Annotated in this window: 17 protein-coding genes; 12 read left to right on the top strand and 5 right to left on the bottom strand. The window is 62.7% G+C overall.

What is annotated here, in order from left to right; genetic code table 11:
* The first annotated feature begins 11 nt into the window (after positions 1–11).
* The 6 genes from thiL (at position 12) to CAF79_RS09855 (ending at position 4,197) form a co-directional block, all read left to right on the top strand.
* On the top strand, positions 12–977 hold the full coding sequence (gene thiL / locus CAF79_RS09880; RefSeq protein ID WP_085697648.1) for a thiamine-phosphate kinase: 966 nt from the start codon (positions 12–14) through the stop codon (positions 975–977).
* Positions 974–1,477 (top strand): phosphatidylglycerophosphatase A, encoded by a 504-nt coding sequence (locus CAF79_RS09875; protein WP_085697647.1) that lies wholly within the window; start codon positions 974–976, stop codon positions 1,475–1,477. Before thiL ends, CAF79_RS09875 begins: the two co-directional genes overlap by 4 nt.
* 28 nt (positions 1,478–1,505) lie before the next feature.
* A complete protein-coding gene (locus CAF79_RS09870; protein WP_085697646.1) occupies positions 1,506–2,231 on the top strand; it encodes an ABC transporter substrate-binding protein in 726 nt (241 codons plus the stop codon).
* A 132-nt stretch (positions 2,232–2,363) separates the two neighbouring features.
* On the top strand, positions 2,364–2,981 hold the full coding sequence (gene ribA / locus CAF79_RS09865) for a GTP cyclohydrolase II (RefSeq protein WP_007955551.1): 618 nt from the start codon (positions 2,364–2,366) through the stop codon (positions 2,979–2,981).
* Entirely contained in the window at positions 2,978–3,397 is a 420-nt protein-coding gene (locus CAF79_RS09860) for an MFS transporter (protein WP_085697645.1), read from the top strand. Before ribA ends, CAF79_RS09860 begins: the two co-directional genes overlap by 4 nt.
* Positions 3,397–4,197 (top strand): cobalamin-binding protein, encoded by an 801-nt coding sequence (locus tag CAF79_RS09855; RefSeq protein WP_085697644.1) that lies wholly within the window; start codon positions 3,397–3,399, stop codon positions 4,195–4,197. The genes CAF79_RS09860 and CAF79_RS09855 overlap by 1 nt, the downstream gene beginning before the upstream one ends.
* A gap of 124 nt (positions 4,198–4,321) precedes the next feature.
* Here CAF79_RS09855 and CAF79_RS09850 read toward each other — a convergent pair whose 3' ends face one another.
* From CAF79_RS09850 to CAF79_RS09830, 5 genes are all read right to left on the bottom strand, one after another.
* Positions 4,322–6,205: a TonB-dependent receptor domain-containing protein gene (locus tag CAF79_RS09850; RefSeq protein WP_085697643.1), complete on the bottom strand. Its 1,884-nt coding sequence runs from the start codon at positions 6,203–6,205 to the stop codon at positions 4,322–4,324.
* Between the two features lie 152 nt (positions 6,206–6,357).
* Positions 6,358–8,256, bottom strand: a complete 1,899-nt coding sequence (dxs, locus tag CAF79_RS09845; protein WP_085697642.1) for a 1-deoxy-D-xylulose-5-phosphate synthase — start codon at positions 8,254–8,256, stop codon at positions 6,358–6,360.
* A 91-nt stretch (positions 8,257–8,347) separates the two neighbouring features.
* Positions 8,348–9,235 carry a (2E,6E)-farnesyl diphosphate synthase gene (gene ispA / locus CAF79_RS09840; protein WP_085697641.1) on the bottom strand — a complete coding sequence of 296 codons (888 nt, stop codon included), beginning with the start codon at positions 9,233–9,235 and terminating at the stop codon, positions 8,348–8,350.
* Positions 9,232–9,474: an exodeoxyribonuclease VII small subunit gene (locus CAF79_RS09835; protein WP_007894317.1), complete on the bottom strand. Its 243-nt coding sequence runs from the start codon at positions 9,472–9,474 to the stop codon at positions 9,232–9,234. The genes ispA and CAF79_RS09835 overlap by 4 nt, the downstream gene beginning before the upstream one ends.
* A gap of 88 nt (positions 9,475–9,562) precedes the next feature.
* Positions 9,563–10,708, bottom strand: a complete 1,146-nt coding sequence (locus CAF79_RS09830; RefSeq protein ID WP_085697640.1) for a Fic family protein — start codon at positions 10,706–10,708, stop codon at positions 9,563–9,565.
* Positions 10,709–10,985: 277 nt separating this feature from the next.
* Between CAF79_RS09830 and CAF79_RS09825 the strand changes: the two genes are divergently transcribed.
* Genes CAF79_RS09825 through CAF79_RS09800 form a run of 6 tightly spaced genes read left to right on the top strand, consistent with a single transcriptional unit; the run spans position 10,986 to position 21,175 of the window.
* Positions 10,986–11,777: a YfaP family protein gene (locus tag CAF79_RS09825; RefSeq protein WP_085697639.1), complete on the top strand. Its 792-nt coding sequence runs from the start codon at positions 10,986–10,988 to the stop codon at positions 11,775–11,777.
* A gap of 51 nt (positions 11,778–11,828) precedes the next feature.
* Entirely contained in the window at positions 11,829–13,541 is a 1,713-nt protein-coding gene (locus CAF79_RS09820) for a DUF2138 domain-containing protein (protein ID WP_085697638.1), read from the top strand.
* Positions 13,511–14,176, top strand: a complete 666-nt coding sequence (locus CAF79_RS09815) for a DUF1175 domain-containing protein (RefSeq protein WP_085697637.1) — start codon at positions 13,511–13,513, stop codon at positions 14,174–14,176. Before CAF79_RS09820 ends, CAF79_RS09815 begins: the two co-directional genes overlap by 31 nt.
* The gene (locus tag CAF79_RS09810) at positions 14,173–18,738 is read left to right on the top strand and encodes an alpha-2-macroglobulin (protein WP_085697636.1); all 4,566 of its coding nucleotides are present in this window, start codon (positions 14,173–14,175) and stop codon (positions 18,736–18,738) included. The genes CAF79_RS09815 and CAF79_RS09810 overlap by 4 nt, the downstream gene beginning before the upstream one ends.
* A gap of 1 nt (position 18,739) precedes the next feature.
* Positions 18,740–20,359 carry a DUF2300 domain-containing protein gene (locus CAF79_RS09805; protein WP_085697635.1) on the top strand — a complete coding sequence of 540 codons (1,620 nt, stop codon included), beginning with the start codon at positions 18,740–18,742 and terminating at the stop codon, positions 20,357–20,359.
* Between the two features lie 3 nt (positions 20,360–20,362).
* Positions 20,363–21,175: a YfaP family protein gene (locus tag CAF79_RS09800; protein WP_085697634.1), complete on the top strand. Its 813-nt coding sequence runs from the start codon at positions 20,363–20,365 to the stop codon at positions 21,173–21,175.
* Positions 21,176–21,504: the final 329 nt, after the last annotated feature.

Here is a 21,504-nt window from a genome sequence, read left to right as displayed (position 1 = left end):
TCTTCTCAGCCATGGGCGAGTTTGAGCTGATCCGCAATTTCTTCGCCGCCGCGCCTTGTGCGCAGGGCGGCGAAGGCGTTGCACTGGGGATCGGCGATGACTGCGCCTTGCTGGCAGTTCCCTCCGGGGAACAGCTGGCGGTTTCCACCGATACGCTGGTGGCCGGCGTGCATTTCGCCGATCCCTGCGATCCGTTTCTGCTCGGTCAGCGCTCGCTGGCCGTGGCGGTCAGCGACCTCGCTGCCATGGGCGCCACGCCCGTCGCCTTTACCCTTGCCCTGACCTTGCCGACGGTGACCGCCGATTGGCTGCAAGCCTATGCCCGCGGTTTGAACCGCATGGCGCAGGGCTGCGGCGTGGCGCTGGTCGGCGGCGACACGACGCGCGGGCCGTTGAGCCTGACCGTGACGGTGTTCGGCCGCGTCCCGGCCGGCAAAGCGCTGACCCGCAGCGGCGCGCAGCCGGGCGATCTGCTGTGTGTCGGCGGCGAACTGGGCAATGCCGCCGGGGCCTTGCCGCTGGTGCTGGGGCAGCGAGACGCCGAACCCCATATTGCCCAACCGCTGCTCGATCATTACTGGTCGCCGCAACCGCAACTCGCCCTCGGCCAGGCCCTGCGTGGCAAGGCCACCTCGGCGCTGGACATCTCCGATGGCCTGCTCGCCGATTGCGGTCACATCGCACTGGCTTCGCAGGTGCGCCTCGAAGTCGAGCGTGAGCGTGTTCCATTGTCGGATGCGCTGGTGGCATTTCTCGGTCAGCGCGGCGCCGAACGCGCGGCGTTGAGCGGTGGCGACGATTATGTGCTGGCCTTCACCTTGCCGCCCGTCGAGTTGCCGGCGCTGCTGGCCGATGGCTGGCCGATCCATGTGATCGGCCGCGTGACGCAGGGTCAGGGCGTGGTGCTGCTGGACCGCGACGGGCACGACATCACCCCGCAAATCCGGGGCTATCAACATTTTCAGGAGTCACCGTGACAGATCACCCGAAACAGGTTCCGGCCGAATTCGTTCCGCCGTCGGTCTGGCGCAATCCCTGGCATTTCCTCGCGTTCGGCTTCGGCTCGGGCACCTTGCCCAAGGCGCCGGGCACCTGGGGCTCGTTAGTTGCGCTACCCTTTATCCCGTTGTGGCAGATGCTGCCCGACTGGGGTTACTGGCTGATGCTCGGAATCACCATGCTGTTCGGCTTCTGGCTGTGCGGCAAAGTGGCTGACGATCTGCGGGTGCACGACCACGAAGGCATCGTCTGGGACGAAATGGTCGGGATGTGGATCACCCTGTGGCTGGTGCCGGAAGGCTGGTACTGGTTGCTCGCCGGGTTCCTGGTGTTCCGCTTCTTCGACATTCTCAAGCCGTGGCCGATCCGCTGGATCGACCGGCATGTTCACGGCGGCGTCGGCATCATGCTCGACGATGTGCTGGCCGGCGTGTTCGCGTGGCTGGCGATGCAGGGCCTGGTGTGGCTTTTCGCCTGATTTCCAGGCGTGGATGAGGGACGCAGGGATGACTCGACGCTGGTTGGCGATAGTGGTTTTGACCTTGCTTGGCGCCATGGCCCAGGCACAGGACGCACCGCCGTCGGTCATTCATCTGGCCAGTGAAGATTGGGAGGACTACACCGCCGCCGATGGCCATGGGCTGGGCTGGGATGTGTTGCGCAAAGTCTTCGAGCCGGCCGGCGTAACCCTGGACATCCGCACCGTGCCCTACACCCGTTCCGTCGGGCTGGTGCAATTGAAGGAAGTCGACGCATTGGTCGGTTCCTACCGCGGTGAAGCCGAGCAGGTCTTGTACCCGAAATGGAATTTCGATTCCGACCACATCTACGCGCTCGGCCTGGCCAGCAATCCGTCGCCAACCCAGGCGACGCTGGGCAAATACCGACTGGCCTGGGTACGCGGCTATCGCTACGAAACCTACCTGCCGAACGTCAAACGCTTCAACCAGATCGAGCGCCGCACCGGGATCCTGTCGATGCTCAAGCAGGGGCGGGCGGATTACTACATCGATGCGCTGACGGAAATCGAAGCGGTAGTCAGAAACGCCGCCGATCCTTCGCAATACCGTTATTCACATCTGGCGGAGTTGCCGCTGTACCTCGGTTTCGCCGACACCCCACAAGCCCGGGCGTTGATGTCGATCTACGACCAGCGCATCGAGCAACTGGTTAAAAGCGGCGAGCTGAAGCCGATCTTCGAGCGCTGGAAACAGCCGTATCCGTTCGAGTAAGGGCGATAACGAAGGGCCTGTAATCAAACTTTTTGATCGTTATGGCCGATAATTCAGCCTAAGCGCCTGTAGGAACGTGCTGTTACAATGCCGCCCAGCGAATCTCGGACTTTTCAGATCAGGAGCACACCGGTGCCTGTCGTTTTTGTCGCCGCTTCCAAGCTGCCCACTCCTTTTGCGCAATTCACCATGCACGGTTTTCTCGATGAAGCCACCGGCCGCGAGCACGTTGTGCTGAGCCTGGGTGAGATTGCCGACGGTGCCCCGGTACTCGGCCGTCTGCACTCCGAATGCCTGACCGGTGATGCCTTGTTCAGCCAGCGTTGCGACTGCGGTTCGCAACTCGAAGGCGCCCTCAAGGCCATCGCTCGCGAAGGTCGTGGCGTGTTGCTGTATCTGCGTCAGGAAGGGCGCGGCATCGGTCTTTTGAACAAGATCCGTGCCTACGAATTGCAGGACGGCGGCGCCGATACTGTTGAAGCCAACGAGCGCCTGGGCTTTGCCGCCGACCAGCGTGATTACGCCATGTGCCTGCCGATGCTCGAGCATCTGGGCGTCAAGTCCCTGCGCCTGATGACCAACAACCCGCGCAAGGTCAAAGCCTTGACCGACATGGGCATCGTCGTCGCCGAGCGCGTGCCGCTGCACACCGGTCATAACCCGCACAACAAACTCTATCTGGCGACCAAGGCCAGCAAGCTCGACCACATGATGGGCAACGAGCATCAGGGCGAGGTAGACCGGGCGTGACCCGCGGACAAGTGCGGCGCCGTCTGGCGATCGCGTGGTGGAAATACCTGGCGCTGGCGCTGGTGCCGCTGTTCGTGATCAACGGAGTGTTTGGCCAGGGCGAGGCGATTCTGCCGGTCCTGGCGATGCCTTTCTTTATCGCTGGCGTGGCCTCGATGTTTGTCAGCCTGAAGTTTTTCGGGCGCTACAAACATGCGCTGATCGCCACGCAAAAAGCCCTCGATACCCCTGAAGAACCCGCTGCCTGGATTGCCTTGGCAGCCTGCCTTCGCCGTGCATTTGTGGTCGCGGCGCTGCCGGCGTGGATTGGCGCGCTGGCGGTGTTCGTCGGCCTTGAAGCGGTGCCGCTGATGTTGCTGGCACTGTCGACGGCGGTGCTGTTCTACCTCTACCGTATCCCGCGTCAACTCGCTTGATGCGGCGTCTCTGGCTGGCGGTTCTGCTGCTGGCCGTCAGCGGTGAAACGCTGGCCGCCCTGCGGGTGGTCAGCCTTGCGCCCTCCCTGTCGGAAATCGTGGTTGAACTGGATTCGGCCGACCTGCTGGTCGGGGTGCTGGATGCCGGTGAGCGGCCATCCGCGATCAAGGACGTGCCTTCGGTGGGCCGTTACGGCCAGCTCGACATGGAACGGCTGCTCAGCCTCAAGCCTGACTTGTTACTGTTGTGGCCCGGCAGTGTCGGCCCGGCCCAGCGCGATCAGCTCAAGCGCCTGAATATCCCGACTTTCGTTGCCGAACCCCACAGTTTCGAGCAGTTGACCGCGCAGATCGAAGCCATCGCGACACAGCTCGGTCGTCCTGAGCGCGGGGTCGAACGGGCCCGCGAGTTGCGGCAAAACCTCGACAGGCTGCGCCAGCGCTACCGACGGGAAGTGCCTCTGCGGGTGTTCTATCAGGTCTGGGACAAGCCGCTGTACACCATCGGCGGCGGGCAGATCATCAGCGATGCGCTTGAAGTGTGCGGCGCACGCAATGTGTTCGCCTACCTGACGCTGCCGGCGCCGCAGGTGAGCATCGAAGCCGTTTTACAGCGTGATCCCGAGGTGATTCTGGCCGGCGATCAGCCACAACTGAATGCGTGGAATGCCTGGCCGCAGGTGGCGGCGGTGAAGCACAGGCAGCTGCTGTTGGTCACCGACAAAGGTCTGGAGCGTCCGAGCGGGCAGATGATCGAAGCGACCGCCAAGCTTTGCCAACTGATCGCGCCAGACCGCTGAGACCGCAGCGCCTGCATTCGCGAGCAAGCTCGCTCCCACAAGTATCGGGCTGAACCTGTGGGAGCGAGCTTGCTCCGGGCGGCGATCCGACGATGAGGCCCGTCAAGGCAGCGAAAATCCCGGATCAGAGCTGCGGCGTCCAGGTCACGCCGAACATGAACGCCCGACCTTCCTCGCGATAGCCATACTGACTGCCGTCATGGCTGTACAGCGCCCGGCTGTAACCCTTGTCCAGCAGGTTATCGACCTTGAAATCCAGCTTGATCTCACGGTTCAGCGCCCAGCTGCTGCGCAGCCCGAGCAGCGTGTAACCGCCAAGCGGTTGTTGATTGTTGAGGTCGTCATAACTGCTGCTGACAGCCTGCCAACTGGCCCCTAGGCCGAGGCGGTCGAACTGCCGATCCAGATCCCAGCTCAAGGTGCGGCGGGCACGCCGCGCCAATGTGTGGCCGGTGTCGCGGTCGCGGGGATCGATGATCGCCACGCCCAGATTGCTCTGCCAGCCGAACAGCTGCTGTTTCAGCGCTGCTTCGAAGCCGTTGATCCGCGCCGAGGCGACGTTTTCCGGGCGTGAGTTACTGCCGAAGATGATCGCGTCTTCCAGATCGGTCCGATACAGCGATGCTTCGAGACGAGTGCTGTCGCTCAACTGGCTGCGCCATTGCAGTTCGTAGCTTTTCGAGGTTTCCGGTTTCAGGTCGGGATTGCTGAAGTCCGGGTAGTACAGGTCGTTGAAGGTCGGCGCACGGAAGCCTTCGCTGTAGCTGAGCAACAGGTCGTTGTCCGGGTTGACCGGCAACGTCAGCGTGCCGCTCCAGCTGTTCTGGCCGCCGAACTGCTGGTTGTCGTCACGGCGCAGGCCCAGTTCGGTGGAAAAACTGTCGGCCTGGAAGCGATGCTGGATGAACGCGGCGCGGTTCCAGCGACTGTCTTCGGCGAACTCGGTGCTGCTGTTGATCCGGTCTTCGTACCAGTCGCCGCCGAGGATCAGGCTGTTGCGTGAATCCAGCGTCAGGTCGTTCTGCCAGGTCACCGAATCCCGGTAGGTGTTGAACACCGAGCGTTCGTCGCTGAGCTTGTCGAAGGTTTTTTCGCGGTTTTCGCTGTGGCCAAGCTCCAGGCGCGACTTCCAGCGCTCGTTGATCCGCGCGTCGATGTAGCTGCTGAAACTGCTGACGGCGAAATCGCTGTAGGGCTGCTGCTGGAGGGAGTCGAAGGTCACCGGGTCGAAGCGCCCGAACGGGTTGTCGAATTCGCTTTTGCCACGGTTATCCAGCAGGTTGGCGCCGACTTCGATGTCATCGGTCAGCGCATGGCTGAGGCTCAGGCTGATGGATTTATTGCGGTAGGCATCGTGATCGCTGTCGCTGGGATACGAATCGTGGGTGCGGTCGAGGCCGGCGGTTTCATCGAGGCTGGCGCCGAGGTTGAAGCGGGTTTTCTCATCACCGCCGGAGAGGCCGACGCTGCGCTCCCAGGTCTGATTGCTGCCGAAGCCGACATGCATCCGCGGCTGCAGACCCTGTTCGCCGCCGCGCCGGGTGAAGATCTGGATCACCCCGCCGATCGCGTCGCTGCCGTAAATGACCGAGCGCGATCCGCGCAGTACCTCGACACGCTCGATCTGTTCGATGTTGAGGTGTTGCAGGTTGCTGTCGCCGGAGGTGGCGTTGCCGATGCGCTGGCCGTCGACCAGCACCAGGCTCTGCGCCGATTGCGTGCCACGAATGTAGATTCCCGGCAGGCTGCCGCGCCCGCCGGTTTGCGCGACTTGTACGCCCGGTACCCGTTGCAGCAGGTCGGTGACGCTGCTTGGTTGCAGACGCTCGATGTCTTCGCCGGTGAATACGGTGTTGGCGGCACTGCTGTCGTTGCGCGCTTCCACCTGACGGTTGGCGCTGATCAGCACGTCCGGCAGCTTCAGGGCCTGATCGCGTTCGAAGGTGTCGGCGAGGGCGTTGGCGGATGGCAGCAGCAGGAGGGGCAGGGCGAGGCGCGAGAGGTTCATCGGTATTCCGTAGGTCTTTCAGGTGTACACAAATCAAATGTGGGAGCGGGCTTGCTCGCGAAAGCGGTGTGTCAGTCAACTCATCATCGACTGATCCGACGCCTTCGCGAGCAAGCCCGCTCCCACATGGGTTTTTGCGTTTATCCAGCGAGTCAGCGGTTAACCAGCTCCAGGCGCTCACGCACCGCCGCTTCGATCCCGGCCTCGTCCAGCCCGCACTCGGCCAGCATCTGCGCCGGTTTGGCGTGCTCGACGTAAACATCCGGCAAGCCCAGGTGCAGCACCGACTTGAGGATGTTCTCGCGGGCGAGGAATTCGCTGACCGCGCCACCGGCACCGCCCATGATCGCGTTCTCTTCGATGGTCACCAGCAGGTCGTGGCTGTTAGCGATTTCGCGCACCAGCGCTTCGTCCATCGGTTTGACGAAACGCATGTCGACCACGGTGGCGTCCAGGGTTTCGGCGACGTTCAGCGCTTCGGCCAGTTGCACGCCGAACACCAGCAGGGCGACCTTGCTGCCCTGACGGCGAACCACGCCCTTGCCGATCTCGATCGGTTCGAGGTCTTTCTCGATGGTCGCGTTCGGGCCGGTACCGCGCGGGTAACGCACCGCCGCCGGGCCGTTGTACAGGTGACCGGTGGTGAGCATCTTGCGCAGTTCGTTTTCATCGCTCGGGGTCATGATCACCATGCCCGGGATGCAACGCAGGTAAGACAGGTCGAAACTGCCGGCGTGGGTCGGGCCGTCTTCGCCCACCAGACCGGCGCGGTCGATGGCGAACAGCACGTCGAGGTTTTGTACCGCGACGTCATGCACCAACTGGTCGTAACCGCGTTGCAGGAACGTCGAGTAGATCGCCACCACCGGTTTCGCACCTTCGCAGGCCATGCCGGCGGCGAGGGTCACGGCGTGCTGCTCGGCAATCGCCACGTCGAAGTAGCGCAGCGGGAAGCGTTCGCTGAACGCCACCAGGTCCGAGCCTTCCTTCATCGCCGGGGTGATGCCCACCAGACGCGGGTCGGCGGCGGCCATGTCGCACAGCCATTCACCGAACACGCCGGAGTACTTCGGCCCGCCGGCCTTCTTCGGTGCAGCGGCCGGGGCGTCCAGCGGCTCGAGCTTGGTGATGGCGTGGTAACCGATCGGGTCGACTTCCGCCGGGGCGAAGCCTTTGCCTTTCTTGGTGACGATGTGCAGGAACTGCGGGCCTTTCAGATCGCGCATGTTGCGCAGGGTGGCGATCAGGGTCGGCAGGTCGTGGCCATCGATCGGGCCGATGTAGTTCCAGCCCAGCTCTTCGAAGAGGGTGCCGGGAACCAGCATGCCTTTGGCGTATTCTTCGGTACGACGGGCGATTTCCCAGGCGCCGGGCAGGCGCGACAGCACTTTCTTGCTGCCTTCGCGCATGCTTGCGTAGGTGCGGCTGGAAAGGATCTTCGCCAGGTAGTTCGACAGACCGCCGACGTTACGCGAGATCGACATGTCGTTGTCGTTGAGGATCACCAGCATGTTGGCGTTCACTTCCGGCGCATGGTTCAGCGCCTCGAAAGCCATGCCGGCGGTCAGCGCGCCGTCACCGATCACGGCAATCGCCTTGCGATCGCTGTTCTGCAGGCGGGCGGCGATGGCCATGCCCAGCGCGGCACTGATCGAGGTGCTGGAGTGGCCGACGCCAAAGGTGTCGTACTCGCTCTCGGAGCGACGCGGGAAGGCGGCGATGCCGTCCTTCTGGCGCAGGGTTTCCATGCGCTCGCGACGACCGGTGAGGATCTTGTGCGGGTAGGCCTGATGACCGACGTCCCACACCAGCCGGTCGTCCGGGGTGTCGAAGACGTAATGCAACGCGATGGTCAGCTCGATGACGCCCAGGCCGGCACCGAAATGCCCACCGGTCTGGCCGACCGTGTAGAGCAATTCCAGGCGCAACTCATCAGCCAGGGTTTCCAGCTCGGCTTCGCCTAACCGGCGCAGGCCGTCCGGCGTGTTCGCGCGGTCGAGCAGGGGCGTGGTCGGGCGCTTGCGGGGAATCTCATGAAACGTCGTGGGCATCAGGCGAATCGTTATAGGTATAAAAGATGCGGCAGTTTACCTGATGCATCGCCCCCTGCCCACGCGTTGGTCTTTTTTGGCTGATTAGCCTTCAGTTACGCCGATCGACGATATACCGGGCCAGATCGCGCAACGGCTCGGCAGCCGCGTCAAACGGTCGCAGTGCGTGCAGGGCCTGATCGCGCAGTTCCAGCGCGTAAGCCTTGGCGGCGTCGAGACCGAGCAGGGCCGGGTAGGTCGGCTTGTCGCGGGCGATGTCGGCACCCTGGCGTTTGCCGAGGGTTTCGGTATCGCTTTCGACGTCGAGGATGTCGTCCTGGACCTGGAACGCCAGACCGATGGCCTGTGCATAAGTCTGCAGCGACTTCAGTTCATCCTTCTCGGCACGGCCGCTGGCCAGCGCGCCAAGTTTGACGCTGACCTCGATCAGCGCGCCGGTCTTGTGCCGGTGCATTTGTTCCAAAGCTTTCTGGTCGAGCTTGAGGCCGACCGAACCGAGATCGATGGCCTGACCGCCGACCATGCCGGCCGGGCCTGCCGCGTGCGCCAGCGCTGTGACCTGTTGCAGGCGGATGTCTGCGCTCAGGTCGCTCAGGCGCGGGTCGAGCAGGGCGCTGAAGGCCAGACTCTGCAGGCCGTCACCGGCAAGGATCGCGCAGGCTTCGTCGAATTTCTTGTGAGTGGTCGGCTGGCCGCGACGCAGATCGTCGTCGTCCATCGCCGGCAAATCGTCGTGCACCAGCGAATACGCATGGATCAGCTCAACCGCACTCGCCGCGCCGTTGGCCTGCTCGGCCTTGCCGCCGAGGGCTTCGCAGGCGGCGTAAGCCAGCAGCGGGCGCACGCGTTTGCCGCCGTTCATCACGCTGTAGCGCATGGCTTCATAGAGGCGCGCCAGTTCTGGCAACGGGGCATTGAACAGGGTTTCCAGCGCCGCGTTGACCCGCGCCTGGCTGGTAGCCGAATACGCTGCAATCATTCTGGCTGATCCGCGTCGAAGGGTTCCTCGGCGAGTTCGCCATCGCGCTCCAGCAATACCTGGACCTTCTGCTCGGCCTGGGCCAGCGCCGCCTGGCAGTCACGGGTCAGGCCGATGCCCTGCTCGAAGGCGGTCAGCGAGTCTTCCAGCGACAATTCACCGTTCTCCAGACGCTCCACCAGCGTTTGCAGGTCGGCGAGGGACTGTTCGAAATCCAGTGCAGCTTTTTTGCGGGCCATGGCGGCTAATTCCGGTTGACGTTAAACCGGCGCGACACTAGCAGATAGGGGGGGTATGGGCAAATGAGCGGGCCGACGGACAAGGGTGTCAGTCGGTCGATTCGTCCGGATATTGAATCTGATACCGAGTGCTGCGTCCGCCGCCCGGAAGACGTTGCAGGCAGCCCTTTTCCAGCAGTTCCGCCAAATGTCGGGTGGCCGTGGCTTTGGAGACCTTGGCCACACTCTGGTATTGCGCTGCACTGATACCGTGCTCGAAACCGCGCTCACCACCGTCGAGCAAACGATTGAGCACTTTGATCTGATCCGCCGACAGCCCGGATTCCCGGTGCGCCTGCCAGAAGCGGGATTTTCCCAACACACTTTCAATCCGCGCGATGGCCTGTTGCAGACTGCGCAGCAAGGTTTGCAGGAACCATGTGAGCCAGTCGGTAATGTCCAGCGTGGCTTTCTGGCTCGATTCGAGAATCCGGTAATAGCCCGCACGATCATCGAGGATGCTGGCGGACATCGCATAAAAACGAATCGCCTGCGCTTCGCCCTGAGCCAGTGCGAGATCGGTAAGGGTGCGAGTCAGGCGTCCATTGCCGTCGTCGAATGGATGCAAGGTGACGAACCAGAAATGTGCGATGCCAGCTCGCAAGAATGGATCGAGGCCTGCCTGTTGCCGACTGGCGTCGAACCACTTGAGAAAACTGTCGAGTTGCCGCTCAAGGCCTTGTCGCGGTGGCGCCTCGAAGTGCACGGTCGGACGCTCGATTCGTCCGGAAACCACCTGCATCGGCTCATCGCCGCGTAATGCGCCGACATTGATTGCACGCGAAAGGAAGCCACTCTCCGGTTCTGGAAACAGCCACGAATGCCATTCCAGCAATCGTTCCAGCGTCAGAGGTTCGGCAAAGCGCTGAGTGGCATCGAGCATCAGCTGTGCCAGTCCCTCGCTGCGCTTGCTGACGTTGTGGCCATCAGGCGATTCCAGCCCCAGGCGTCGTGCCAGTGAAGAACGCACGGATTCAACATTCAACTGTTCCCCCTCGATGGCCGAAGAGGTCACGATGTTTTGCAGCAACGCGTCCAGTTCAGTCTGAGCGCTCAGTGAATTGCCCACTGATCCCGCCATACCCATCAATTGTCCCTGCGCCTGAACGCATTCGCGCAACAGCGCAGTGAGACGCGCTGCCTGCCAGTTGAAGTCAGGCCAGTCGGGCTGCTGCCAGATCCAGTGAGTTGTCATGAAATGCCGTTCCTGAGTGCGTGAGCCGAATAGAAACGCTATTCGGCTCATTTGGTGAGCCGAATATGACGCCTATTCGGCTCATCGTCCACCCGAGGGCGTGATTCCCGCCGCATTTCAAGATGTATCCGATTGTTAAAAAACTGCCGAATCGCTAACCTTCGCGCCTTCTACGACCCGACAGTCACGGGTCTTTCAGACGAAACGCAGTTTTCAGCGCTGTGAAGTACCGAGGATCGGGTGCAAGGTTTCGTTCAGGCATGGCAGGAGGCATCACATGCGTTCACTTTTTTTGCTGCTGATCGGGTTGGCCTGCGCGCCCGCGCTGCTGGCGGCGCCGAGTGCGGAGCTGTCGGAGCCGGTGGGTGGCTGGCGTTATCACGGGCTGCTTGATCGCACGGAAAACCCGCAGGTCGCCTATCCGACGCCGCCCATCGATCGCGGCATCCAGCGCAATCGCACGATGATCGAGGGCCAGCTCAAGGCCATCGGGCATCTGCGTCCGCCCCACAGCCTGGCGGTGAACGGCAATCCACTGAATCTGTACACCGACGACCAGGGCCGTTTCGCCCGGCCGTATGCGTTCGGCGCCGGTTCCAACAGCGTCGAGGTGATCAGCGCTGCCGGCCAGTCGCTCAAGCGCGTTCAATTCTACGAAGCCAACAATTTGCGCACGCCGGCGCGGATCCGCGTGGTACTGGGTTGGGACGATCCTAAAGCCGAACTCGACCTGCACGTCATTACGCCTGACGGCCAGCACGCCTTCTGGGCGCGTCCGGCGATGAGCAACGGCGGTGGCCTCGATCCGGACGGCGTCGACGGCCCCGGCCCGGAAATGTTCACCATGACCGCGCCGCTGCACGGCACCTATCTGGTTTACGTCAACTATTGGGGCAACTTCGGTAACGGCGGCTATAACTTCGAGGAGGCCAGCAATCAGAACGAGGTCATCACCTCGCAAATCACGCTGGTACTCAACGAAAACACCGTCGACGAAAAACGCGAAACGTTCATCGTGCCCCTGCGGGCGATCGGTGATCTGCTGCTGGTCAAGACTTTCAACTATTAAGCATCCCGCACCACGGATGAACTGCCGAGCTTTGGGAACATGAGCGAGAAGATGAGCGAAAACACTGAGACCCCGGCCACCGATACGCCCGCCGCCAAACCTTCCCGGCGCTGGCCGTTGCTGGCGGTCGGGCTGTGCCTGGTGGCCGGCGTGGCGGGCGGGCTCGGCTGGCTGATGCACAAACCCAAGGCGCCGCCAGCGGAATTGGCCAGCGACAAGCTCGGCCTGAGCCGCCCGGACGCACTGCTGGAAACCCGTTCCCTGAGCCAGTTACCCAAGGACCTGCTGACGGTGCCGTTCCTCAAGGCCACGCTCACCGAGGATTTCGTCTTTTATTACGAAACCCACGCCGACCGTCTCGGGCTGATTGGCAGTCTGCGGCGGATCATCTACGAGCATGACCTGAAGCTGCAAGACAGCCTGATCGAGCAACTCTTCGATCAACCGGCGGACGTGGCGCTGTGGCGCGGCGCCGATGGTCGTTTGAAGGATTTCCTGCTGGTGATGGATCGCGGCGGGTTGGCCAAGTTGCTGGAGCCCTTGGCGAAAGTCGCTCTGGATGATTCGCAACTGAGCGTGTTCAGCACCCTGAAAGTCGGCGGTGACGAAGTGCCGCTGTATCAACTGACCTACAACGCCAGCAAATCCCTGTTGTTCGCCTCCCGTGGCGACAAACTGGTGGTGCTGTCGAACCCGGCCAAGTTCTACGATCCGGAAAACGGCGCTTCCGAAGAGTCCGGCCATGTCTCGCCGCAAGCCCTCGCGGCGCTGCTCAACGGTGAAAAACTGTTCCCCGAGGCGTTCGGGCTACCGGTCAAGACGCCTGAAACCAAACAGCGCCTGTCGGTCAACTCCAGCGTCCTGGCCATGGGTTACCAGCGCTTCATCCCGAACTTCGCCGGCCTGCGTTTCGACATGGACGACAAGGGCTGGCACAGCTATCTCGCGATGGATGAACTGGACAACCAGCCGGACTTCGATTTCAAACCGGTCTGGCAAGCCATGCCGCTGGGCGCCAGTGCCTGCGTGACCTTGCCGGTCGCTGCCGAGCCGCAGAAACCGTTGCTGGTGAAGCTCGGTGCCGAAGAGGCAGTGGCGCAGAAACTCACCGAACACGTTGCCGGCGCGGCGGGCCTGTGCTGGTACGCCGATTCGCGGTTGTACACGCCGTTGCTGGTGGCCAGTCTGAACGACGAAGACAACGGCAAGCTCGACGCGGATATCGGCACATTGTTCGATTCGATGGTCGGCGCCTACGAAAGCAAGGTCGACGAGCATGCGTTCCCGGTGGTCGAAAGGCAGGAAGGCCAGAGCCACCTCTGGCAGCGTCAGGTCAGCTCCAACTTTGGCCCGTACGCGGCCAGGGATGCCGAGAACCCGGATGCAATCACCGGCCGTGCCTTCATGAAAGTCAGCCTGGCGCGCCACGGTTCGACACTGCTGTTTTCCCTCGACGACAAACTGGTCGACAAGGCCCTCGGCACCCTCGACAAGCGCTTCCCGCCGATGGCCGATGTGCTGCCGAAAGACGTGCTGATGCCAATCTATTTCGGCCCGGATTCAATGGCACAGCTGATCCAGCAGGAAACCCTCGACAGCCTGCCGCAGGACATGGAGCCGGTGTTCTACAACGCTGCGCAAACCTACCTGATCCCGAAACTGCGCACCCTCGGCGGCATGGGCAAATACGCCCTGACCTTGCCGGAAGGCAGTGAGCCCGACGGCCACTGGCAATGGCTGCCGCTGGAGTGGAAAGCGCTGTGACGACATTGATCCGCAGCCTCGGCTTGCTCGCGCTGTTACTGAGCGCGGGTGCCCGAGCGGTCGAAACGCCGGCACTCGATCCTGCGCAGTCCCAGGTTTTTCGCGCCTGGTTCGTGCGCATCGCCCAGGAACAGTTGAGCAAAGGCCCGAGCCCGCGCTGGTATCAGCAGGACTGCGCCGGGCTGGTGCGGTTTGCCGCCAACGAAGCGCTGAAAGTCCATGACGACAAATGGCTGCGCAGCAATGGCGTGTCCAATCGCTACCTGCCGCCGGAGCTGGATCTGAGCGCCGATCAGCGCCAGCTCGCCCAGCAATGGCAGCAGGGCGGCGGCAAGGTCGGGCCCTACGTCAACGCAATCAAACTGATTCAGTTCAACAGCCATCTGATCGGCCGCGACGTGTCCCAGGCACGGCCCGGCGATCTGATGTTTTTCGATCAGGGCGACGACCAGCACCTGATGATCTGGATGGGCCGCTACATCGCCTATCACACCGGCACGACCACCCCAACCGACAACGGCATGCGTTCGGCAAGCCTGCAGCAACTCATGACATGGAAGGACACCCGATGGATACCCGACGCAGCCAACCCCAACTTCATCGGCGTCTATCGACTGAACTTTCTCTCCCAATGACCGGTGCCCGCATGCTGCGTTTACTGCCTTTTCTGTTGCTGTCAGTCCTGCCGTTTTCGGCCGTGAATGCCGAAGACTCCGTGGAGCCAAGCGGCTACACGCCGGTCTCCGGTGAAAGCTTTTTCCTGCTGGCCGACAGCAGTTTCGCCGCCGACGAGCAGGCGGTGGTGCGCCTCGAAGCGCCGGGCCGTGATTACCGCCGTTTCCGTATGGAACCGTACGGCGGCGCCGACATTCGGGTGTACAAGATCGACAAGCCGCTGGACTTCCTCAAGCGCCAGAAAAACCTGCACCGCGTGGTCAGCGACGGCCAGTTCAAGGGCGAAGGCCTGTCGAACACCCTCGCGTACCTGTGGGACAACTGGTACCGCAAATCCCGTCGGGTGATGCAGCGTGCGTTCTCCTATGAGTCGCGTCAGCAAGTCACCGAAGAGGTGCCGGAGCTGAAGATGGGCAACGCCATCGCTGCGCCAACGCCGTACGACGCGCAGCCGCAGTTCGCCCTGATTCCGGGCCTGCCGGTGGTCAGCCAGTTCCGCTATCCGCTGTGGCAGGCCAAGCCGATCCAGCCGCCGACAGGCGTGAGTCTGGCCGGGTCTTCCAGCGAGTTCGTCAGCGTTGCGCCGGGCAACGTCTACATCCCGCTGGGCAATCTGAAACCGGGCCTGTATCTGGTCGAAGCGCTGATCGGCAAGTACCGCGCGACCACCATGGTTTTCGTTTCCAACACCGTGGCGGTGAGCAAGATTGCCGGTGATGAATTGCTGGTGTGGGCCGCGCGCAAACACGAAGGCAGCTCGGTGCCGAAGGTCAATGTGCTGTGGACCGACGGCCTCGGCGTGATGAGCAGCGGCGCTACCGACAACGACGGTTTGCTGCGCCTGAAACACGTCAGCCCGGAGCGTTCGTTCGTCATCGGTGAGGACGAAGAGGGCGGCGTATTCGTCTCGGAAAACTTCTATTACGACAGCGAAATCTACGACACCAAACTCTACGCCTTCACCGACCGGCCGCTGTATCGCCCGGGTGATTGGGTGTCGCTGAAAATCGTTGGCCGCGAATTCAAGAACGCCCGGGATTCGGTATTGCCGGGGGCGGCGGACGTCAATGTCAGCGTGCTTGATGCGACGGGCACCGAGTTGCAGCGTCTCGATCTGAAGCTCGATTCGAAGGCCGGCACTCAGGGCCGCTTCCAGTTGCCGGACAACGCCGTGGCCGGTGGTTACGAGCTGCGTTTCAACTACAAGGATCAGGCCTACAGCAGCGCGTTCCGGGTAGCGGAGTACATCAAGCCGCACTTTGAAATTTCGCTGAATCTGGCTAAGCAGGACTACCGCACGGGTGAACCGGTGAAGGGCAGCCTGGTGCTGCTGTACCCGGACGGCAAACCGGTGGCCAACGCCAAACTGACCCTGAGCCTGCGCGCCCAGCAACTGTCGATGGTCGACAACGAGCTGCAATACCTCGGGCAATTCCCGGTGGAGCTGACCAGCACCGAACTGACCACCGACAGCAAGGGCAATGCGACCCTTGACCTGCCGGCCGCCGACAAGCCGAGCCGCTACATGCTCACCGTGTTTGCCAGCGATGGCGCGGCGTATCGGGTCAAGACCACCAAAGAAATCCTCATCGACCGGGGCGCCGCGAGCTTCCGTCTGACTGCGCCACAGCGTTTCAGTGCGGTCGGTGACAAGGTCGCGTTCAGCTACGCCAACGAGGGTGGCAGCGAACAGGCGCAGGCCGTGGTGCCGAGCAGCTACCGCTGGGTACGTCTGGAAGACCAGAGCACGGGCGAAGGCAAACTGGCGGCGAAAGACAAAGGCTTCAGCGTGACGTTTGATCGTCCGGGCACCTACAACCTGTCGCTGAAAGATCAGCACGGTCGAGTGCTTGGCGCGACCGGTCATTCGGTCACCGGTGACGGCGTCAAGGCTGTGCCGGGCACCGTGGAGATCGTCCTCGACAAGCCCGAGTACAAGGCCGGCGACGAGGCACTGGCGCTGATCACCTTCCCGGAGCCAGTCAGCGATGCGCTGCTGTCGCTGGAGCGTGACAAGGTCGAAGCCACTGCACTGCTGGCCAAGGGCGGCGACTGGTTGAAGCTGGAGAAACTCAGCGACACCCAATACCGCGCGCGCATCCCGGTGAAGAACAACTTTGCGCCGAACCTGACGTTCTCGGTGCTGTACACCAAGGGCGGTCAGTACAGCTTCCAGAACGCCGGGATCAAGGTCGTCGCCCCGCAGATCGACGTGGCGATCAAGACTGACAAAGAGACTTATCAACCGGGCGATACCGTGACGGTCGACCTGACCACGCAGTTCGCCGGCAAGGCTGTGCCGGCGCACCTGACGGTCAGCGTGGTCGATGAAATGGTCTACGCGCTGCAACCTGAGGTCGCGCCGACCATCGACCAGTTCTTCTACCACCCGCGCCGCAACAACGTGCGCACCAGCGCCAGCCTGTCGTTCATCAGCTACGACGTGGCATTGCCGGGCAGCCCCGGTGCACCGGGCAAAGCCAACCGCAGCGAACGTGGGGTGAAAGTGCTGGAGCGGCCGCGCCGCGAAGACGTCGACACCGCTGCATGGCAGCCGGAATTGCTGACCGACGCCGACGGCAAGACGCGCTTCACTTTCAAGATGCCGGACTCGCTGACCCGCTGGCGCATCACCGCGCGGGCGATTGCCGATGACGGTCAGGTCGGACAGAAGAAGCAGTTTGTCCGCTCGGAAAAGCCGCTGTACCTGAAGTGGAGCGGGCCTAGCAAATTCCGCAAGGGCGATCAGCCGCAGCTTGGCGTGTTCGCCTTCAGTCAGGCCGAGAAACCGGTCAAGGCTGAACTGGTGACGCACTACGCGGGCGCCGAACAGCGCCTGCCGGTGACCCTCAACAACGGCATCAACTACCTGCCGCTGCCGGCCTTCGCATTGGCCACCGGCGAGTGGACCGCCGAGCTGGTGCAGGACGGCAAAACCGCCGATGCCCTTGCTGTGCGCCTGACGGCGACCGGCGAAGGCTGGCAAGTGACCCAGACCCAGAGCCTCGACGTGGCCAGCGGCGATACGCCGTTGAGCCTGCCGGCAGACGCCACTGACATTCGCCTGCGTCTGGATGACAGCCCGCAGGCGCTGTTCCGCTCTGCCCTCGATGATCTGCTCAGCTATCCGTACGGCGGCGTCGAACAGACCGCCAGCCGTTTGCTGCCGCTGAGCATCGCTTATCCGTCGCTGGCGTCGAGCCCGCAGATCCGCGACCGCTTGCGCCTGATCATGCAGAACAGCCGTCTGCGTCTGGTGCAAATGGCCGGGCCGTCGGCGAGCTTCACCTGGTGGGGCTTCGACGGCGAGCCGGATGCGTTCCTCACCGCTTACGCCTATTACGCCGACTGGAACGCCAGCCAGGTGTTGGAGCTGACCTTGCCGCCGGAGCACTGGCAGCGGGTGTTGGAGGTCTACGCCAAGCAGGCGCCGAACACGCCGTTGCTGCAACGGGCGCTGATCCTGTCGTTCGCCAAACAGATGCACTTGCCGGTCAACACGCTGCTTAGCGGTTTGCTGGAGGATCTGGCCAAGGCCGGGGAAGGCAATGCCGAAACCCTGATGGACGACGGCGAAGACAGTCTGGTGATGGGCGATCCGGATTCGGCGCTCGGTCTGGCGGCGGCGCGGGTCTTGACTGCATCGCTGGCCACGCAGTCGAAAGTCGCTTTGCCGGACGCGTTCAACCGTCAGCTGGGCGCTGCGCAACAGCGTTTGGCCGTCAGCTCGCAACCGTTTGTCGAAGCATTGAACCTGTCGCTGCAACCTTTCGATCAGGCCCGTGCAACAGCGTTGTTGCAGCGCCTGCTGCCGCAGCAATCGACCCTCGAACGTGCGCTGGCGCTGACCTGGCTGCAACGCAGCATCGCCCAGGCGTCGCCGACCATCGCGCTGGCACCGGGCGACGGCTGGAGGAAAAACTACGGCGCGACCGGCGAGATGTTCTGGACGTGGCAGGGGGCTGCGCCGGTGCCGAGCGTGTTGACGGTGTCGGGCACTCAGGAGCGTCCGTTGCGTGCCGCGTTGAGCTTCCAGACCCAGCAACCGGCGGTCGATCCGATGGCGGTGACTATCACTCGTCGCCTGTCGCGTCTGGTGCCGGGTGACGAAGCCTTCACCTTCAAACTGGAACCGGTCGGCAGCAAGCCGTTGTCCAGCGACAGTCTGTATCTGGACGAAGTGATCCTCACCAGCAAGGCACCGAAACCGCTGCGCTACGGCATGCTCGAAGTGCCGTTGCCGCCGGGCGCCGATGTCGAGCGCACCACGTGGGGCATCAAGTTGCAGGGCAAGGACGGCACCGAGCCGACCGCGCTGGAGAAAGCACGTTTCGAACCGGGCCAACTGGCCTACGCGGTGCCGGTGGATGCGCTGAGCGGTGAATTGCGTCTGCGCCATCTGGTGCGTTTCTCGCAGAAAGGCCAGTTCAACCTGCCACCGGTGCGTTTCACTCAGGTCTACGCACCGCAGCATCAGGCCCGCGAAGCGAAAGCGGCCCTCGGTCAGGTCACGGTCAACTGACATGACCCGGCCGCTGCTGTGGCTGCTGATGTGTGTGATTCCTGCGCTGGCGACGGCGCAGGATGAACCTTTGCGCGTGGCGTACAAGGGCGAATTGTTGTCGCTGAACACGGCGCAAATGACTGCTCGCGAGCCGTTGCCTTCGTCGCTGGAGACGCCGCTGGGCAGTCTGTGGAAGGTGTTCGTTTACGCGTGGCTGGTGGATACCGGCGCACGGGAACCGGCGTATGAATGCCGCGGGCAGTCGAAGGAAGAAGTCTATTGCTGCGCAGCGGGCGGCAAGATCGAGCGTGATCAGGCGCTGGTGAAATCCTGCGGGCTGTATTTCGAGCCGGCGCGGTTGGGCATAACCGCTGGCGATTGGAGAGCCTATTGGCAGACGCGACCGGCGCCGTCGTGGTTGCTGGATTTGCCATCGGTGCAACCGGCTACTCGGGTGTCCGTGGCTGACTTGTTGAAGGTTTTATCCTGGTTGCCGGCTCAGGATCAGATGCGCCGCGTGCTTCTTGATGTCGTCTTGAACGCGGCGGACGGCAATGTTGTCGGTGAGCTTGGCGGACGTTTGCGGGTGAAGACCTGGAGCTGGCTCGGCGATCAGGATCCGCAATCACGTCAGGGCGGTTTCGCTGGCTGGACGGCAGATGGATCGCCGATCTGGGCCGGTGGCCGGGGCACCAGTCAGATGGTTCTGCGGCATTACGGTTCGGCGCTGGCGACGTTGTTGCCCGCATCATGGCCGGCGGAAGCGGGGCGATGTGTCGAGGTCGGTCTGTTTTCGCGTTATCCGGTTTCGCGGGTTCTGTCGGGTGAGCGCGTTGCTGGCTCCGGCCCGTTGCAGGGCGATTACCGCGTCGAGTTCGCCAACGGCAATGCGCTGGATATCCACAGCGACGGCGAACTGTTTCTGCTCAACGACAAGCTGGTCGCCCGGCTGGATCGCGAAGAATACGTCGCCCGCGTGCTGGAGCGTGAAGCCAAACCCGAACCAGCCGAAGCCGCCAAAGCATTGGCCGTGGCAATCCGCACGTATCTGCTGCAAAACGCCGCACGCAACGGCGAATGTCTGAGCATCGACGACAGCAGCACCCGGCAACGTGTCGCCCCGCGTCCGGCCTCTGCCGAATCGCGCAATATCGCAGCATGGACGGCGGATCTGGTGCTGGCCGGCAGCACCGTCACCTATCACTCCGATCAACCCGGCCCCGACAAACTCGCCTGGCAGCAGGCCGTCGAACAAGCCAATGCCGGCCAGCGTTACGACGCGATCCTGCTGCATGCTTATCCGCGCGCGAGCCTCAGCCGTTGGGACAACCCGGTGGCGTCCTGCGAAGCGCTGCCCGCCGCGCAGGACTGGCTGCAAAAGCAGCGGCGCGGCTGGCGTCCGAAGCTGGAAGGTGAAACCGGCTACAGCGAAGTCAGCACATTCGCCGTCTGCAAACTCGCCTTCGGCCGGCCCTTCGTCGACCGCGAACGCCAGCGCATCTACGTGCGCGGCGTGCTGTCGTTGCAGGATCGCCTCGACCTGACTCACGAATACCTGCACTTGGCCTTTGAAGCACACCCCAACGGCCAGGATGAAACCTATATCGAAGGGCTCGCCCGTCACCTTTTGCTGGAATAGACCATGACACACCGTTATCCACAGGTCTTGCTGTTGCTTTGCGCGTTCGCCGCTGTTTCGCCGGTGATCGCCGCTGACGGCGTCAAACTCGACACCCCGGTCGGCGGCTGGCGCAGCGGCGCGCCTGAAGGCGAGGGCGAGAGCTTTCGCCAGGCGGTCAACTACCCGGCCTCCTCGGTGAACACCCCCCTCGGCCAGGCCAACACCGCGCGCATCAGCGGCGAAATCAAGGCCACCCCGAAAAACAAAGAGCCCGGCCGCCTGATCGTCAACGGCGTCAGCATGCCCCTGAAAATCGACGACAGCGGCCGCTTTGATCGCCCGTTCTCCTTCCCCAACGGCAGCAACAGCGTTGAAGTCCGCAGCCCGGACGGCCAGCAACGCCATCGCACGCAATTTCTCAATACCAGCGGGGGCGCCACTCCGGCGAAACTTCGGGTGTTGCTGGCGTGGGACAGTGATGGCACCGACCTCGATCTGCACCTGATCACACCCGACGGCGCACACATCTGGTACGGCGATCGCGTCGCCCCCAACGGCGCGGCTTTGGACGTCGACGTGACCACCGGCTACGGCCCGGAAATCTTCGCCATGCCGGCGCCGATCAAGGGGCAGTATCTGGTGTATGTGAATTACTTCGGCGGTGGCTATCGCGGGGATGATGAAGGTGGGGAAGAGGCGGTACAGCCGCTGACTACGGCGCAGGTGACGGTGATTACCGAGGAAGGAACGCCCAGCGAGAAGATGGAGACTTTTCTGGTGCCGATGCGGGCGGTGGGGGAGTTGACGTTGGTGAAGGCGTTTAGTTATCCGTGAGGGGATTGTGCAACGGGCTGTTGCACAGTTGAATTGGGCAGCAGCTTATTGCCCGATTGCGGTACCAATTCTCGCGAAACTACGGCTTGGCTGGATTCGACGTTACAACTCATCCAGGCTTATCTTGACTCGCTGAGGAGCGACAAGACGTTCGTGGACTGCGGCGATAAGCGCCACATCCTCCTTGCAGCGTAACTGGGCTTTGATCAGTAACTGATCCCTATCTGAGAGTTGCGGCTTCTGACAGTCATCATTATGGATTTTTGAGGAGTCCGTGATGGAGCACCGTAATGAGTTTTGCCATTACGGTAACAAGGAAGATATTGGGG

The organism is Pseudomonas sp. B26(2017) (assembly GCF_002113045.1).
GTDB lineage: Bacteria > Pseudomonadota > Gammaproteobacteria > Pseudomonadales > Pseudomonadaceae > Aquipseudomonas.
The sequence above is the reverse complement of the archived record's forward strand: the minus strand, read 5'-3'. Positions and strand labels throughout refer to the sequence as shown.